The 16,285-nt window shown below is 55.4% G+C and carries 15 protein-coding genes; all 15 read left to right on the forward strand.

The annotated features are described in order from the left end of the window. Nucleotides 1-52 precede the first annotated feature (52 nt). The 15 genes from mce to rseP all read left to right on the forward strand — a co-directional run bounded on the left by mce (nucleotide 53) and on the right by rseP (nucleotide 16,277). Entirely contained in the window at nucleotides 53-457 is a 405-nt protein-coding gene (mce, locus tag BC440_RS09180) for a methylmalonyl-CoA epimerase (protein WP_071239931.1), read from the forward strand. Nucleotides 458-511: 54 nt separating this feature from the next. Then, nucleotides 512-751: a DUF1467 family protein gene (locus BC440_RS09185; protein WP_007089424.1), complete on the forward strand. Its 240-nt coding sequence runs from the start codon at nucleotides 512-514 to the stop codon at nucleotides 749-751. Between the two features lie 492 nt (nucleotides 752-1,243). After that, nucleotides 1,244-1,738 carry a hypothetical protein gene (locus tag BC440_RS09190; protein ID WP_247643568.1) on the forward strand — a complete coding sequence of 165 codons (495 nt, stop codon included), beginning with the start codon at nucleotides 1,244-1,246 and terminating at the stop codon, nucleotides 1,736-1,738. A gap of 176 nt (nucleotides 1,739-1,914) precedes the next feature. Beyond that, complete coding sequence (proS, locus tag BC440_RS09195; RefSeq protein ID WP_007089426.1) at nucleotides 1,915-3,234, forward strand: proline--tRNA ligase; 1,320 nt, start codon at nucleotides 1,915-1,917, stop codon at nucleotides 3,232-3,234. 88 nt (nucleotides 3,235-3,322) lie between these two features. Then, nucleotides 3,323-4,573, forward strand: a complete 1,251-nt coding sequence (locus tag BC440_RS09200) for a lipoprotein-releasing ABC transporter permease subunit (RefSeq protein ID WP_007089427.1) — start codon at nucleotides 3,323-3,325, stop codon at nucleotides 4,571-4,573. Then, a complete protein-coding gene (locus BC440_RS09205; protein WP_037991295.1) occupies nucleotides 4,566-5,300 on the forward strand; it encodes an ABC transporter ATP-binding protein in 735 nt (244 codons plus the stop codon). The genes BC440_RS09200 and BC440_RS09205 overlap by 8 nt, the downstream gene beginning before the upstream one ends. A gap of 99 nt (nucleotides 5,301-5,399) precedes the next feature. Then, the gene (gene dnaE, locus BC440_RS09210) at nucleotides 5,400-8,885 is read left to right on the forward strand and encodes a DNA polymerase III subunit alpha (RefSeq protein ID WP_071239933.1); all 3,486 of its coding nucleotides are present in this window, start codon (nucleotides 5,400-5,402) and stop codon (nucleotides 8,883-8,885) included. Between the two features lie 235 nt (nucleotides 8,886-9,120). Beyond that, complete coding sequence (rpsB, locus tag BC440_RS09220) at nucleotides 9,121-9,903, forward strand: 30S ribosomal protein S2 (protein WP_007089431.1); 783 nt, start codon at nucleotides 9,121-9,123, stop codon at nucleotides 9,901-9,903. A gap of 85 nt (nucleotides 9,904-9,988) precedes the next feature. Then, entirely contained in the window at nucleotides 9,989-10,912 is a 924-nt protein-coding gene (gene tsf / locus BC440_RS09225) for a translation elongation factor Ts (RefSeq protein WP_007089432.1), read from the forward strand. Nucleotides 10,913-11,078: 166 nt separating this feature from the next. Next, nucleotides 11,079-11,810, forward strand: coding sequence for a UMP kinase (gene pyrH / locus BC440_RS09230; protein ID WP_037991293.1), 732 nt, complete (start codon nucleotides 11,079-11,081; stop codon nucleotides 11,808-11,810). 44 nt (nucleotides 11,811-11,854) lie between these two features. Then, nucleotides 11,855-12,376, forward strand: coding sequence for a ribosome recycling factor (frr, locus tag BC440_RS09235; protein WP_215905855.1), 522 nt, complete (start codon nucleotides 11,855-11,857; stop codon nucleotides 12,374-12,376). A gap of 2 nt (nucleotides 12,377-12,378) precedes the next feature. Next, nucleotides 12,379-13,119, forward strand: a complete 741-nt coding sequence (locus tag BC440_RS09240; RefSeq protein WP_071239934.1) for an isoprenyl transferase — start codon at nucleotides 12,379-12,381, stop codon at nucleotides 13,117-13,119. After that, nucleotides 13,106-13,924 (forward strand): phosphatidate cytidylyltransferase, encoded by an 819-nt coding sequence (locus BC440_RS09245; protein WP_247643550.1) that lies wholly within the window; start codon nucleotides 13,106-13,108, stop codon nucleotides 13,922-13,924. The genes BC440_RS09240 and BC440_RS09245 overlap by 14 nt, the downstream gene beginning before the upstream one ends. A 42-nt stretch (nucleotides 13,925-13,966) precedes the next feature. Next, the gene (locus BC440_RS09250) at nucleotides 13,967-15,130 is read left to right on the forward strand and encodes a 1-deoxy-D-xylulose-5-phosphate reductoisomerase (RefSeq protein ID WP_037991289.1); all 1,164 of its coding nucleotides are present in this window, start codon (nucleotides 13,967-13,969) and stop codon (nucleotides 15,128-15,130) included. Nucleotides 15,131-15,173: 43 nt separating this feature from the next. Continuing rightward, a complete protein-coding gene (gene rseP / locus BC440_RS09255; RefSeq protein WP_071239936.1) occupies nucleotides 15,174-16,277 on the forward strand; it encodes an RIP metalloprotease RseP in 1,104 nt (367 codons plus the stop codon). The last annotated feature ends 8 nt before the right edge of the window (nucleotides 16,278-16,285 follow it).

A 16,285-nucleotide genomic window follows, 5' to 3' on the forward strand; every position in this document is an offset into this window, starting at 1 on the left:
TGTGCATCCTAGATTGTCGGTGATCGGGCAGATCACATTGCAGGAGTAGAACATGATTGGACGGCTGAACCATGTGGCGATTGCGGTGCCGGACCTTGCGGAAGGCATCCGGCTTTATCGTGATGTACTGGGGGCGAAGGTTTCCGAACCGCAGGACGAGCCAGATCATGGGGTGACTGTGGTCTTTGTCGAACTGCCCAATACCAAGATCGAATTGCTCTATCCGCTGGGCGAGGGATCGCCGATACAGGGGTTCCTTGATAAAAACACATCGGGCGGCATTCATCATGTCTGCTATGAGGTTGAGGATATCCTGGCGGCGCGCGATCAGCTTCTGAAAAACGGTGCGCGCGTGCTGGGCACGGGGGAGCCGAAGATCGGGGCGCATGGCAAGCCGGTTCTGTTCCTGCATCCCAAGGATTTTAACGGGACGCTTGTTGAGCTTGAACAGGTTTAAGTTTCTTTCCCGCCGTATCGGCCCTTCTTCCCGCAACCAAGAAAAGAGTGCAGCATGAACTGGTTTTCCGCGATCCTTGTTTACATCGTGATCTGGTGGCTGGTGCTGTTCATGGTGTTGCCGTTCGGCGTGAAGCGCGAAGAGAATGTTCAGCCCGGCCATGATAGTGGCGCGCCGCAAAAGCCGCATATGTGGAAGAAGGTTCTGGCAACCAGCCTGATCTCGGCGATTTTGTGGCTGGTGGCGTATTTCGTGATTACCAGTGGCATGATCGAAGTCCGCCCGCCGCAATGATCGGGCGACGGCATTCAGAAACAAACCCCGCACAATTTGTTGCGGGGTTTTTGTTTGGCCGGACTGCACAAAATGTCGGGGAAGGGGGGGCGGAAAAGGCATCAATCGGGAAAAGCCAAAAAAAAAGCAAGATCACAAGGATCTTGCTAAGATGCTATTTTTATAGCTGTTTTCCCGTAATCTTTTTTTGCTTCCTCCTAAGACCTGGGCACTTGGCACAGGTTTTATTTCGACGTCGCGCCTGCTTCTTGTATGCTTATTGGCAACAAAGCCTCCCGCAATTTTATGAGCGGCTGCGATACGTCTTCCGCAACGATCTTGCGCCGTTAGCGGAGGATCAAAAAGCCACATATTTCACTTTTGTGCAAGATGTTTTGACCAAAATTCACAGATGAATCGATGCTGCACCGCACATAAATAGGATGGACCGGCGATATGAAGAGTTTTGTAATGACCCGCCCTATGAAAATCGGGAATTATCCTGTGAATCTCATGGTTTCGATGCTTGTTGCTGGCGTGATCATGACCGGTGCGGGGGGCGTTTTGGCACAAAGCGACTCCCCCTTGCCGGGGCCGGCGGCAGGGGAAAATGCCGCGCCGGATGGGGAAGGTGCTGCGGGTGCTGAGAAGGCGAAGCCCACCATCACGGTCACGCGGTCGGCCTGTCAGCAACTGGTCAGCCATGTGCCCGATGACGATGTGGCCTATAAGCCTGGTGTGGATGTTTATGGGCGCAAGGTCGCCCCGGCCGATCTGGATGGCGGCAGCCCGATCCTGGATGCGCTGCCCAAGGAAATAGAATTTCCGGTGACGATTGATTTCTTTGAATATGCCGGTATTTCCGTGCCGGACGGGATCAGCGGCGAGTCCAATATCGGCAGGATCACCTACCGCAACGGGCGGGTGTATTTCAATGATATCCCGCTTGGCAACGAGGCGGGGCAGGATGAATTGGCCGCGGCGTGCCGGGCGGCAGGGTTCCGTTAAGGTTGTACCTGAAAAAGCCCGTGTGTCTTCGCAAACCTGCCACGATTGGCCGCTAGATCACCCGTTGCCGATATAAAGCAAGTTCCGGCTTGCGTTTCGGGCTGTGCTGTCGCATTTTCCGGGCAAGGTCTTTTGTATACCTGATATTTTTCAGCTTTGATCATCACGAGGCATTGATGCGTCTTTCCCAGTTCTTTCTGCCGACCCTCAAGGAAACGCCGGCAGAAGCACAGATCGCTTCCCATCGACTGATGCTGCGTGCCGGTATGGTGCGCCAGCTTTCAGCAGGGATTTATTCCTGGCTGCCGCTTGGCTATCGCGTGCTTAAAAAGATCGAACAGATCGTGCGCGAAGAGCAGGACGCGATTGGCTTTAACGAATTGCTGATGCCGACCATCCAGCCAGCCGAGCTTTGGCAGGAAAGCGGGCGGTATGAGGATTACGGCCTTGAGATGCTGCGCATTACCGACCGTCATGATCGCAATATGCTGTTCGGGCCGACCAACGAGGAAGCGATCACCGATATCTTCCGCAAGGATGTCCGGTCCTATAAGCAGCTTCCGCAGATGCTCTATCACATTCAGTGGAAATTCCGCGACGAGATCCGCCCGCGCTTTGGCGTGATGCGGGGGCGCGAATTCCTGATGAAGGATGCTTATTCGTTCGATATCGATTACGAAAGTTCGCGGCACGCCTATAACAAGATTTTCCTGGCTTATTGCCGGACCTTTGCGCGCCTTGGTGTCAAGGCGATCCCGATGGTGGCCGATACCGGCCCGATTGGCGGCGACCTTAGCCATGAATTCATCATTCTGGCGGAAACTGGCGAAAGCGAAGTGTTCTGCGACAAGAAGTGGCTGGACAAGGACCTGACGGGCAAGGGTGTTGATCTGAATGATCGTACCGGGCTTGAAAACTGGGTCCAGACGACGCTTGAAGATTATGCCGCGACCGAAGACAAGCATGATCCGGCGAACAGCCCGATTTCCGGTGACGACATGATCGCGACACGCGGGATCGAAGTTGGCCATATCTTCCATTTCGGGACCAAATATTCCGAACCGATGGGCGCGACCGTGCTTGGCCCGGATGGCAAGGAAGTACCGGTACAGATGGGGTCCTACGGCATTGGCGTTTCGCGCCTTGTTGGTGCGCTGATCGAGGCATCGCACGACGAAAACGGCATCATCTGGCCGGAATCGGTTGCACCCTACAAGGTTGGCCTGATCAACCTTCGGACCGGGGATGATGAATGCGATGCGGCGTGCGAAGATGTTTACGCAAAGCTGCATAATGCCGGTATCGAAGTGCTTTATGATGACCGCGACATTCGCGCGGGTGGCAAGTTTGCCGATATGGACCTGATCGGTCTGCCGTGGCAGATCGTGATTGGCCCGAAAGGCATCAAGGCCGGTGTGGTCGAGCTTAAAAACCGCAAATCCGGCGAGCGGACGGAAGTCACGCTTGAGGCGGCACTTAACCAGATCGGCGCCTGACTACGACTTTGCAAACGGGGCAGCCTTGGCTGCCCCGTCCTGATTTCCGGAATTCTTTCCGACACGCTTCCACGAGGATCTTTTGCGCATGTTCAGTCCGTTCGAACGTCTGGTGGCTTTCCGCTACCTGCGTCCCCGTCGGCAAGAGGGCTTTGTTTCCGTCATCGCCATCTTTTCGCTGCTTGGCATCATGCTGGGCGTTGCGACCCTGATTATCGTCATGTCGGTCATGAACGGGTTCCGGGCCGAATTGCTTGGACGTATTCTGGGGCTGAACGGACATATATCGGTTTACGCGCAAAGTCCCGATGGCCTGCCCAATTATGATGCGATTGAAAAGAAGATCGCTGAAACCGGCAATGTGACCCTTGTGACCCCGGTGGTCGAGGGGCAGGTGCTGGCATCGAATAACGGCCGGTCAACCGGGGCCATCGTGCGCGGGGTCCGTGCCGAAGACATCGCCAAGCGCAAGACGATTGCCGATAACATCGTTTTCGGATCGCTTGATGATTTCAAGGGTGACGATAGCGTGATCATGGGCGCGCGTCTTGCCATGAAACTTGGCGTCGGGGTGGGGGATAATGTCAATCTGATCTCGCCCAAGGGCAATGTGACGGCGTTCGGGTCCGTGCCGCGCGTGCGGGCCTATAAGGTGGTCGGGCTGTTTGATATCGGCATGTATGAATATGACAGCGGCTTTATCTTCATGCCGCTTCAGGCCGCACAGATTTATTTCCGCCTGCCGGAAAAAATCAGCCATTTTGAAGTGATGCTTGAAGACCCGTCACGCCTGTCATCAAGCATGAACGACCTGTTGTCGAACCTGTCGGGCGAGCAGCTTCGGCTGGTCAATTGGCAGCAGTCAAATTCCGGGTTTTTCAATGCACTACAGGTCGAACGTAATGTGATGTTCCTGATCCTGACACTGATTATTCTGGTGGCGGCATTCAACATCATTTCGGGCATGGTGATGCTGGTGAAGGACAAGGGACGCGATATCGCGATCCTGCGGACCATGGGGGCGACACGGTCATCGGTGATGCGCATCTTCTTCTTGGCCGGGGCATCCATCGGGGTGCTTGGCACGTTAAGCGGCCTGATCCTTGGCGTTTTGTTCTGCCTGAATATCGAAAATATTCGCCAGTTCATCCAGACCCTGACGGGGACCGATCTGTTTAATGCGGAAATCTATTTCCTGTCGCAGCTTCCGGCCGACATGGATATTAGCGAAGTGGTGCTGGTTTGTGTGATGTCGCTTAGCCTGTCGTTCCTGGCGACGGTTTATCCGGCATGGCGTGCATCGCGCCTCGATCCGGTGGAGGCCCTTCGTTATGAGTGACATGATCAAGACAACCGCCAAGGAGCGGGCGCAGAAAGTCGTGTTGCGGCTTGAAAAGATTGATCGGGTGTTCAATCAGGGCCCCGATCAGCTTGAAATCCTGAAATCCGTCGATCTGGAAATCCATCAGGGCGAGATCGTCGCCCTTGTCGGGCCGTCGGGGGCGGGTAAATCAACCCTGCTTCAGATTGCGGGGCTGCTTGAAAAGCCCGATGGCGGCATGGTTTCGATTGGCGGAAAACGCAGCACGGATCTTTCCGATCTGGCGCGCACCGAAATGCGCCGCAAGCATATCGGGTTCGTGTATCAGTATCATCATCTGCTGCCGGAATTTTCGGCGATTGAAAACGTCGTCATTCCGCAGATGATCAATGGCCTGAAACGGGCGGATGCGACCGAACGCGGGCTTGAGCTCCTGCGCTGTCTTGGGCTGGAAAAACGGGCCGAACATCGCCCGGCACGGCTTTCGGGCGGGGAACAGCAGCGCGTGGCGATTGCGCGCGCGCTTGCCAATGTGCCCGATGTACTGTTTGCCGACGAGCCGACCGGCAACCTTGATCCGCATACGGCGGAAACGGTGTTTGGGATGTTGATGACGCTGGTGCGCGAAACCGGTCTGGCGTCGCTGATTGCGACCCATAACCCGGAACTGGCGCGCCAGATGGACCGGGTTGTGACCCTGCGTGACGGGCATCTGGTCGAACTTGATCCCGATACTCTTTCGTAATCCGTCGAAATTCTTTAAGTTGGCAGAGCACCGCGCCCCGGAGTGATCCGGGGTGGCCGGTTTCCTGCCTTTGCCATTTATCGTCCGGGATTTTCTGCAATGGAAAACGGTTTCGTCCATCTTCGTGTTCACACCAACTATTCGCTTGCCGAAGGTGCCATCACGACGAAGGAACTGGCAAAGCTGTGCGAGGCGGATGGCCAGCCCGCGGTTGCGATGACCGATACGAACAACATGTTCGGCGCGCTCGATTTTTCAGGGGTGATGAGCGGGTCGGGTATCCAGCCGATCCTTGGCGTGCAGATCGGGGTGGAACGGTTTGGCGATCAGCCGGTGATCGGCAAGATTTCACGCGAACCGGACCCGGACAATCTGGTACTGATTGCGAAGAATGACCGGGGGTATTTCAACCTTCTGAAGATCGTTTCGCGCGCGCATATGACCAGTGAAGCGGGAAGTGAGCCCAAGGCGCTTTATGATCATATCGAAAAATACAGTTCCGACATCATCTGCCTGACCGGCGGGCCGACCGGGCCGTTGGCACGATTGATTGCCGAGGAGCAGCATGAGGCGGCGAGCGAATGCCTGAACAAGCTTTCGGGGATATTTGGCAACCGGCTTTATATCGAATTGCAGCGCCACGGGGAACCAGTCGAGGAAAAGGTCGAGCCGGGGCTGATCCGGCTGGCCTATGAGCATAATATCCCGATGGTCGCGACCAATGACTGCTTTTTCCCCAAGGCGGAAATGTATGAAGCCCATGATGTGTTCATCTGCATCGGGCAGGGCGCGGTTGTGGGGCAGGAAGACCGGTGGCGTTTAACGCCCGAGCACCGGTTTAAAACCGCCGCCGAGATGCGCGATCTTTTCGCCGACATTCCCGAGGCCTGCGACAATACGCTGGCGATTGCCAAGCGGTGTTCGTGGCATGTCGAAAAGATCGACCCGATCCTGCCGCCATTTGATTGCGGCGAAGGCCGCACCGAGGTCGATGAGCTGCGCCATATGTCCAAGGAGGGCCTTAAAGGCCGCCTTGCGAAATATGTCTTCACCGAGGACATGACGGACGCGCAGAAGGAAGAAATCGCCAAACCCTATTGGGAGCGCCTTGAATACGAGCTTGGCATCATCAATCAGATGGGGTTTCCCGGTTACTTCCTGATCGTTGCGGACTTTATCCAGTGGGCGAAGGACCATGAAATCCCGGTGGGGCCGGGGCGTGGTTCGGGTGCAGGGTCGCTTGTTGCCTATGCGCTTCTGATTACTGATCTTGATCCGTTGCATTTCTCGTTGCTGTTTGAACGCTTCCTGAACCCGGAACGCGTATCCATGCCTGACTTTGACGTCGATTTCTGTCAGGACCGGCGCGGCGAGGTGATTGAATATGTGCAGCAGAAATACGGCCATGACCGTGTGGCGCAGATCATCACATTCGGTAAATTGCAGGCCAAGGCTGCGGTGCGTGACGTTGGCCGTGTTCTGAGCATCCCGTATGGCTATGTCGACAAAATCTGCAAGATGATTCCGGGGGACCCGGCCAAACCGATCCCGCTTAAGGAAGCCATCGACATGGAGCCGGACCTGCGCCGGATTGCGCGCGAAGACCCGGATATTGACCGGCTGCTGTCCATCGCAATGCAGATCGAAGGACTTTATCGCAACTCGTCCACCCACGCCGCAGGGGTGGTGATTGGCGACCGCGACCTTGATGAACTGGTGCCGCTTTATCGTGATCCGCGGTCCGATATGCCGGTGACCCAGTTCAACATGAAATATGTTGAAAATGCCGGTCTGGTGAAGTTCGACTTCCTTGGTCTTAAGACTTTGACGGTGATTATCGAGGCCGTCAATCTGATGCGACTTCGTAAAGACGTCCCGCAAGGCTTTGATATCAGTGCCATTCCCCTTGATGATCGGGTGGCGTTCAAGTTGCTTTCGGCGGCCGAGACGGTCGGTGTGTTCCAGCTTGAATCCCAGGGCATGCAGGATGTTCTGCGCGGGCTTAAGCCCGATACGATTGAAGATATTATCGCTGTGGTGGCGCTGTATCGTCCGGGGCCGATGGACAATATCCCGCATTACATCGCACGTAAGCATGGCACCGAAGAGCCGGATTACATGCACCCGATGTTGCAGCCGATCCTTGAAGAAACCTATGGCATCATGATCTATCAGGAACAGGTCATGCAGCTTGCCCAGACGATGTCGGGCTATTCGCTTGGCGGTGCAGACCTTTTGCGTCGTGCGATGGGTAAAAAGATCGCCGAGGAAATGGAATTACAGCGCTCGCTGTTTGTTGACGGGGCGGAAAAGAACGGGGTGCCGCGCGGACAGGCGTCCGACATCTTTGATCAGGTCGCCAAGTTCGCATCCTATGGCTTTAACAAATCGCACGCGGCGGCCTATGCGCTGGTGGCGTATCAGACGGCGTATCTCAAGGCGAATTATCCGGTCGAATTCATGGCCGCGCTGATGACGCTTGATATGCACAACACCGAAAAACTTGCGATTTTCAAGCAGGAGGTCGAACGCCTTGGCATCGAAATCCTGCCGCCCTGCATCAATAATTCGCAAGTGGCGTTTTCGGTCGAAAATCATGATGGGGTGCGCAAAATCCGTTATGCACTGGCGGCCGTGCGCAACGTTGGTGATGCGGCAATGGAAAGCCTTGTGGCGGAGCGCGAGGCCAATGGCCCGTTCCGGGACCTGACCGATTTTGCATCGCGCATCGATAGCCGTGCGGTCAATAAACGGTTGCTTGAAAACCTTGTGCGGGCAGGCGCGCTTGATTGCCTGACGACAAACCGCAAGGTCATGTTCGAGCATGTCGACCGGGTGATGGCGGTTGCCCAGCGCGAAATGCAGGCGCGCAACAATGACCAGATTTCGATGTTTGGCGAGGATACCGGATTTGGCAAGGATGCCATCCGGTTGCCCGATGAACGCGACTGGGTGCCGATGGAAAAACTGACCGAGGAATTTTCGGCGATTGGTTTTTACCTGTCGGCGCATCCGCTTGATACCTTTGGCAAAAGTCTTCAGCGGATCGGTATTGCGCCGATCAAGGAGCTTCCAGCCCGTATGCGCGCCCAGAACAAGGGATCGATCAAGCTTGCCGGGACGCTGATCAATGCGCGTGAAATGATTTCGAAAAAGAACGGATCGAAATTCGCCTTCGTGATGTTTTCCGACCCGACCGGCAGCTTTGAAGTCGCCTTCTGGGCCGAGGCATGGGCGGCCTATAAGGAAATCATCAATGCCGGGCGGCCAGTATTGCTTGTGGTGGCGGCCGAAATGCGCGAAGGGCAGCTTCGCATTCAGGGGCAGAAGGTCGAAGACCTTGAGCATGCCGTTTCCGGGGCAGCCGAGGGCATTCGCATTCGCCTGAACCGTCCTGATCCGGTGGTGGAAATCCGAGAACTGCTTGAAAAAGCGGGGAAAGGGCGCGGTTTGGTCAGTCTTTCGACTGTCTGTGCCGATGGCCGTATTGCCGAGGTCGAGCTTGAAGATACCTATAAGGTCGGACCGTCGCTTATCGGGGCGGTCGGGGCCATTCCGGGTGTCGAACTGGCCGAGGAAATCTGATTGGTGCGTGTGCTGTGAAATTGTGATCGTGCTTCGGGTTCACTTTCACGCGGTTTGAGCGTACTTTAAGGCTTGCATTCTTTGCAGGAGGGGGCTAAAACCCGCCCCGAACATCGCACGCGGGAGCGTGGCGAATAATGCGTTATGCAGAAATTCGTCCATCCGGTGTTTCACGCAAGACGGCGTGAAATTCCCTTCCGCGGAGGTATTAACCGGAAAAAGGTAGGAATTTATCATGGCTTTGCCAACCTTTACCATGCGTCAGCTGATGGAAGCTGGCGTCCACTTTGGTCACCACACCCGCCGTTGGAACCCGAAGATGAAGCAGTTCATCTTTGGTGCACGCAACGACATTCACATCCTGAACCTTCAGGAAACCGTTCCGATGCTGCATCGTGCGATGCAGGCGGTTCGTGACGTCACCGCTGGTGGTGGTCGCGTTCTGTTCGTCGGTACCAAGCGTCAGGCTTCGCCGGTCATCGCAGAAGCTGCAAAGCGTTGCGGTCAGTACTATGTGAACCATCGCTGGCTCGGCGGTATGCTGACCAACTGGAACACCGTTTCCAACTCGATCAAACGCCTGAAAGAACAGGAAGAAATCCTGTCTGCCGGTGCAGAAGGTCTGACCAAAAAAGAAATCCTGAACCTGACCCGTTCGCGCGACAAGCTTGAACGCGCGCTTGGCGGGATCAAGGATATGGGTGGTCTTCCCGACATCATCGTCGTGGTCGACACCAACAAGGAAGCGCTTGCTGTTCACGAAGCCAAGAACCTGAACATTCCGGTTGTTGCTATTCTGGACACCAACTCGGATCCGGCAAACGTTGCATACCCGATCCCGGGTAACGACGATGCGATCCGTGCGATCCAGCTGTATTGCGACCTGTTCGTTGGCGCAGTTCTGGACGGTATCCAGCAGGAAATGACTGCTTCTGGCGCGGACCTCGGTGAATCCGAAGAAGTCCCGGCTGAAGCCGCTGCTGTTGAAGAAGCCGCACAGGAAGCAGCTTCCGCATAAGTTTCACTTTGTACCTGATGAAACGGCGGCTAGCATGCCGCCGTTTCTTTAGGTGTTCACTGATCGCGTAATAGGGGCTTTAAAAATGGCTATTACCGCTGCTCTGGTTAAAGAGCTTCGCGAAACCACCGGCGCTGGCATGATGGATTGCAAAAAGGCGCTGTCCGAAACCGAAGGTAATCTTGAAGCTGCTGTTGACTGGCTTCGTACCAAAGGTCTTGCTGCTGCTGCCAAGAAAGCAGGCCGTGTTGCTGCTGAAGGTCTGGTGGGTGTTGCTGTTAACGGTACTTCCGGTGCCGTTGTCGAACTCAACTCCGAAACCGACTTCGTTTCGCGTAACGAAGATTTCCAGAAATTCGTCGCAGAAATCGCAAACCAGGCCGTTTCGGCCAATGGTGATATCGATGCGCTGAAAGCAACCCCGTTCCCGGGTACGTCGCGCAACGTCGAAGAACAGGTTACCCACATGATCGCCACCATCGGCGAAAACATGAACCTGCGTCGTTCGGCTGGTATCTCTGTCGAGAAGGGCGCTGTTGCGTCCTATATCCATTCCGCGATTGCACCGAACCTCGGCAAAATCGGCGTTCTGGTTGCGCTTGAATCCGAAGCGGATGCGAGCGTTCTTGAAGGCCTTGGCAAACAGATCGCAATGCATATTGCTGCAACCAACCCGGCTTCGGCCACGGTTGACGATCTGGATCCGGAACTGGTCGAGCGCGAGAAATCCGTTCTGACCGAACAGGCCAAAGAATCGGGCCGCCCGATTGAAATCATCGAAAAGATGATCGAAGGTCGTATCCGTAAATATTACGAGCAGGTCGTTCTGGTTGAACAGACCTTCGTGATTGACGGCGAAAGCAAAGTCAAAGACGTGATTGCAAATGCTGCTAAAGACGCTGGCAAGCCGATCACCCTTAAGGGCTTTGTGCGCTTCGAACTTGGTGAAGGCATCGAGCGCGAAGAAAAAGACTTTGCTGCAGAAGTTGCTGAGCAGCTTAAGAAATAAACATCTGATCGAAATGGTGCGTCGCGTGCCATTTCGTGTATGATCCCAGACCGGCGAGGTCGGCAGCGCATAATCGCCCTGTTACTCGCCGGTCTTTTTATATCTGAATTTTGCTGAACCGGGTTTCGGGACAGTTTGAAATATCGGCAGTAAGAGGCAATCCAACATGGCAGAAAACGGCCAACTGAAATTTCGTCGTGTCCTTCTGAAACTTTCGGGTGAGGGGCTTCTGGGAAAACAGCAATACGGGATTGATCCCGAGACGGTTGACCGGATCGCAAGCGAAATCAAAGCCGTTCATGACATGGGTGCCGAGGTTTGCATGGTGATTGGCGGGGGGAACATCTTCCGCGGGGTCAAGGGTGCCTCCCAGGGCATGGAACGTGCCACGGCCGACTATATGGGCATGTTGGCCACCATCATGAACGCACTGGCCGTTCAGAACGCGCTTGAGCGGCACGGGGTCCAGACCCGTGTGCAGTCGGCCATTCCGATGTCATCGGTCTGTGAGCCCTATATCCGCCGTCGTGCGGTGCGCCACATGGAAAAGGGCCGGGTGGTGATTTTTGCGGCCGGGACCGGCAACCCGTTCTTTACCACCGATACGGCAGCAGCACTTCGCGCGGTTGAAATGGGCTGTGACGCGTTGCTTAAGGGGACGCAGGTTGACGGCGTTTACACCGCCGATCCGAAGATCGACCCGACCGCGGAACGCTATGATTCCCTGACTTATATGGACGTTCTTGCCAAAGATTTACGTGTCATGGATGCATCGGCTATTTCATTGGCACGCGAAAATGATATTCCGGTTATTGTATTTTCTTTGCATAATCCCGGCGCCTTTGCCGATGTGGTTTGTGCAAAAGGTAAGTTTACGATTATTTCGAATGGAGACTAAAGGTGTCTGACGTTGCTGGCCTAAAAAAGGACCTTGCCCGCCGTATGGAAGGGGCTGTTGAAGTTTTGCACAAGGAATTTACCGGACTTCGGACCGGGCGTGCCAGTGCAAGCCTTCTAGAACCGGTCATGGTTGAAGCCTACGGCGTGCCGACCCCGCTTAACCAGGTTGCGTCTGTCAGTGTTCCGGAATCGCGGATGCTTTCGGTACAGGTCTGGGACAAGAGCATGGTTAAATCGGTCGAAAAAGCGATCCGTGACTCGGGCCTTGGCCTGAACCCGGCGGCCGACGGGACGCTTGTTCGGGTGCCGATCCCGGCATTGAACGAGGAACGTCGTGCGGAGCTGTCCAAGGTTGCCGGCAAATATGCCGAGCAGGCCAAGATTTCGGTTCGTAACGTCCGCCGTGACGGTATTGACCAGATCAAAAAATGGGAAAAAGACAGCGTGATCTCGAAAGATGACCTCCATAACGAGGAAAAAGAGATCCAGAAGCTGACCGACAAGGTTATCAGCGAGATCGACGAAGTGCTTGCCCATAAAGAACAGGAAATCATGCAAGTCTGATCATGACGGTGCTGGCATCTCAACCCAACCCTTCAGATCTGCGAGCTGTGCCGCGTCATGTTGCCATCATTATGGATGGCAACGGGCGCTGGGCAAAGTTGCGCGGAAAGCCCCGTACGATGGGTCATCGGGCGGGGGTAGAGGCCGTGCGTCGCACCGTCGAAGCCGCAGCCGAAATCGGTATCGAGTATCTGACACTTTACGGATTTTCGACCGAGAACTGGAAACGGCCGGAAAGTGAAGTCAGCGACCTGATGGGGTTGCTTCGCCTGTTCATCAAGCGTGAACTGGCGACCCTGCACAAAAACGGGGTCCGTATCCGTATCATCGGTGACCGGACCCGTTTTGACGATGATATTCGCGTGCTTCTGGCCAATGCCGAGGAACGCACGCAGGGCAATACCCGTTTGAACCTGACCATTGCGCTAAGCTATGGTGCGCGGGCCGAGATTGCCGATGCCATGCGCCAGATCGCGCAAAAAGTCGCCGCTGGAGAAATTCAGCCCGATGCCATCGATGAAAGCGTGGTTGAAGCGCATTTGATGACGTTCGGGATGCCCGATCCGGATCTGCTGATCCGGACCAGTGGCGAGCAGCGCATCAGCAATTTCCTGCTTTGGCAGTCGGCCTATACCGAGTTTGTGTTCGATGACGTCCTTTGGCCGGATTTCGGACGCGAACATCTTGAAAAAGCGATAGAAAACTTTGCCGGACGGGAGCGGCGTTTTGGTGCAGTCATCTGAAGCCCGACGCCAGGAAGATACAAATTCAGGATTGAAGCCACGGGTTGTTTCCGCGCTGGTGATGACACCGGTCGCGGTTGCGGCGGTATGGTTTGGGTCCCCGTATTTCGAGATTCTCGTTTTTCTGTTTTCGGTTGGCATGATGTGGGAATGGACGCGGATGTGCGTTCCGGGGCATGTCAATTCGGTTTCGGTTGTTGCTGCGGTATCCCTTGCCGTTTCGATGCTGTTTATGACGACCGGGGAATATCTTCTTATCATTCCGGCGGTGTTGGTCGGGGCGGCAACCGCGGCATTGCGGCCGGGCAAGGATCGGTTTCTCGCGGCATTTGGCATTATCTATATCTCGCTTGCGGCACTGGCGGCGCACTGGCTGCGCAGCATGCATGGGGATGGTCTGCTGTTGATCATGTGGCTGTTCTTTCTTGTGTGGGCGACCGATACGGGGGCCTATGCCTTTGGCAAGGCGATTGGCGGCCCGAAACTGGCGCCGCGTTTCAGCCCCAAGAAAACCTGGGCGGGGCTTATTGGCGGCATGTTGTGTGCGATGCTGATCGGCGGGCTGATCACCTATTTCAGCGGCAATGCCATTCAGGTTTCCATCGTGCTGGCAAGCGGGGTTCTGGCGATTGTGGCGCAGATCGGGGATCTTGGAGAATCAGCGCTTAAGCGCCATTTCAAGGTCAAGGACAGCAGCCACCTGATCCCGGGGCATGGTGGGGTGCTTGACCGTGCTGATGGGATGTTGTCGGTTTTTCCTGTCGCGTTTGTTATTGTGTATTTCATTGGATTGTCGTTGCGCTAGGGCAGGGCCCCTGGTTGCAGAAATCCGCTAAGCTGGTGTTTGATGACAATTAAGAAATCAGTCTGCGTGCTTGGCGTGACCGGATCGGTCGGCAGCAGCACCGTAGACATCCTGAAAGCACATTCAGACAAATATGCCGTGGATGCCGTTACGGCCCATCGAAATGTTCAAGGGTTGGCCAAGGCCGCCATTGAACTTGGTGCTGCGATGGCGGTTATCGCCGATGAAAGCCTTTATGAAGACTTGAAATCCGCCCTGTCTGGCACGGACATTCTGGTTGCGGCCGGTGATGAAGCATTGGTCGAGGCGGCATCGCGCCCGTCTGATATCGTCATTGCCGCGATCATTGGTGCAGCAGGCCTTAAGGCGACGCTGGCGGCCATTCGCCGTGGGGCGCGGGTTGGCCTTGCCAACAAGGAAACGCTGGTTTGTGCCGGTGATCTGATGATGGCGGAAGTCGCGAAATACAAGGCGACGCTGATCCCGGTTGATTCCGAACATAGTGCGATTTTCCAGGTGCTTGAACAGAAGTCGGTCGACAAGGTTGACCGTATTCTTCTGACGGCATCTGGCGGGCCATTCCGGGAATGGTCGCTTGACGATATGAAATCGGTGTCTCCAAAGCAGGCGCTGGCCCATCCCAACTGGGATATGGGGGCCAAGATTTCCATTGATTCGGCAACCATGATGAACAAGGGCCTTGAATTGATCGAGGCCTGTCGTCTGTTTCCGGTGCCTGAAGAACGCATCGAGGTTGTCGTGCATCCGCAATCTGTCGTGCATAGCATGGTGGAATATTCCGACGGATCGGTACTGGCGCAATTGGGATCGCCCGATATGCGGACCCCGATTGCCTATGCGCTTTCATGGCCGGAAAGAATACGTGTCGATGTAGCGCGTCTTGATTTTGCCACTATCGGACAGTTGAACTTTACCGCGCCGGATATGAAACGGTTCCCGGCTCTTCGTCTGGCGCGCGAAGCGCTGCGTGCGGGCGGGACGGTGCCGACGGTATTGAATGCAGCAAACGAGATTGCCGTGGGGGCGTTTCTGGGCGGAAAGCTTACCTTCCTGCAAATTGCCGAAACGGTCGAGCGCATGATGAACAGGATTGCGGCATCACCGTTACGAGATCTCGACCAGATGTTTGATCTTGATGATATGATCCGTCGTGAAACGCTGGGCCTGATCAAAACCGGTCTTTGAATACCAAAAATGCGGGGTTCGCCCCGAAAAAGGAACGTCTTTCATGGAAACCCTTCTTGCTTTTCTGTTTGTTCTTTCGGTCCTGGTGTTTGTTCATGAATATGGGCATTACTGGGTTGCGATCCGCAATGGTGTAAAGGTTGAAGCGTTTTCAATCGGATTCGGTCCGGAGCTTTTTGGCTGGTACGACAAAAAGGGCACGCGCTGGAAAGTCAGCCTTTTGCCGCTTGGCGGGTATGTCAAAATGTTTGGCGACATGAACCCGGCAAGTGCGGGGCAGCGGGACGACCTTAATGAAGAAGAACGCCAGCATGCGTTTCATCACAAAGGCCTGATGGCGCGTGCGGCCATCGTTTTTGCCGGTCCGTTGGCCAATTTCCTGTTTGCGATTGTGGTTTTCACCGTTCTGTTTGCCGCCGTTGGCCAGCAGCGCGCCCTGCCGGTGGTGGGCGAGGCGGTTGACGGCAGCCCGGCGGCGGTTGCCGGATTGCAGCCCCAGGACCGGATCAATGCGATCAATGGGCAGCCGATTGCTTGGTTCAGCGAGCTTTCGGACGTGATCCGGGGCAATGCCGGTGCGCCGGTTTCGCTTTCGGTGATGCGTGACGGGCAGGAAATCGACATTCAGGTGACGCCGGAAGCCGTAACGACCGGTGAAGGTGACGACGTTCAGACATTCGGTCGTCTGGGCGTGACCGCCGGTGCGTTTGAAACCCAGCGCGATGGAATTATCGATGCGACCGGCAAGGCGTTTTCATCGACCTGGAACCTGATTTCGCAGACATTGTCGGCATTGGGTGAGATGATATCGGGCGAACGTGACAGTTCCGAACTTGGCGGTCCGATCCGTATCGCGCAGATGTCGGGCGAGGTTGCCGAGGGGGGGATTGGACCGCTTCTGTTCTTTATGGCGTATCTTTCGATCAGCCTTGGGTTGATTAACCTGATGCCTGTTCCGGTTCTGGATGGTGGTCATCTGGTGTTTTATGCGATTGAGGCCATTCGCGGTAAGCCCTTGGGCGCAAAAGCACAAGAATATGGTTTCCGTCTTGGGGCAGGTTTGGTATTCAGCTTAATCATCTTTGCAACTTGGAACGACCTGACGCAGTTGGGCGTCTGGAATTTCTTCAAAGGCCTGGTAGGCTGATGATATAC

The sequence above is a fragment of the Thalassospira sp. MIT1004 genome, from assembly GCF_001858545.1.
Taxonomy (GTDB): domain Bacteria; phylum Pseudomonadota; class Alphaproteobacteria; order Rhodospirillales; family Thalassospiraceae; genus Thalassospira; species Thalassospira xiamenensis.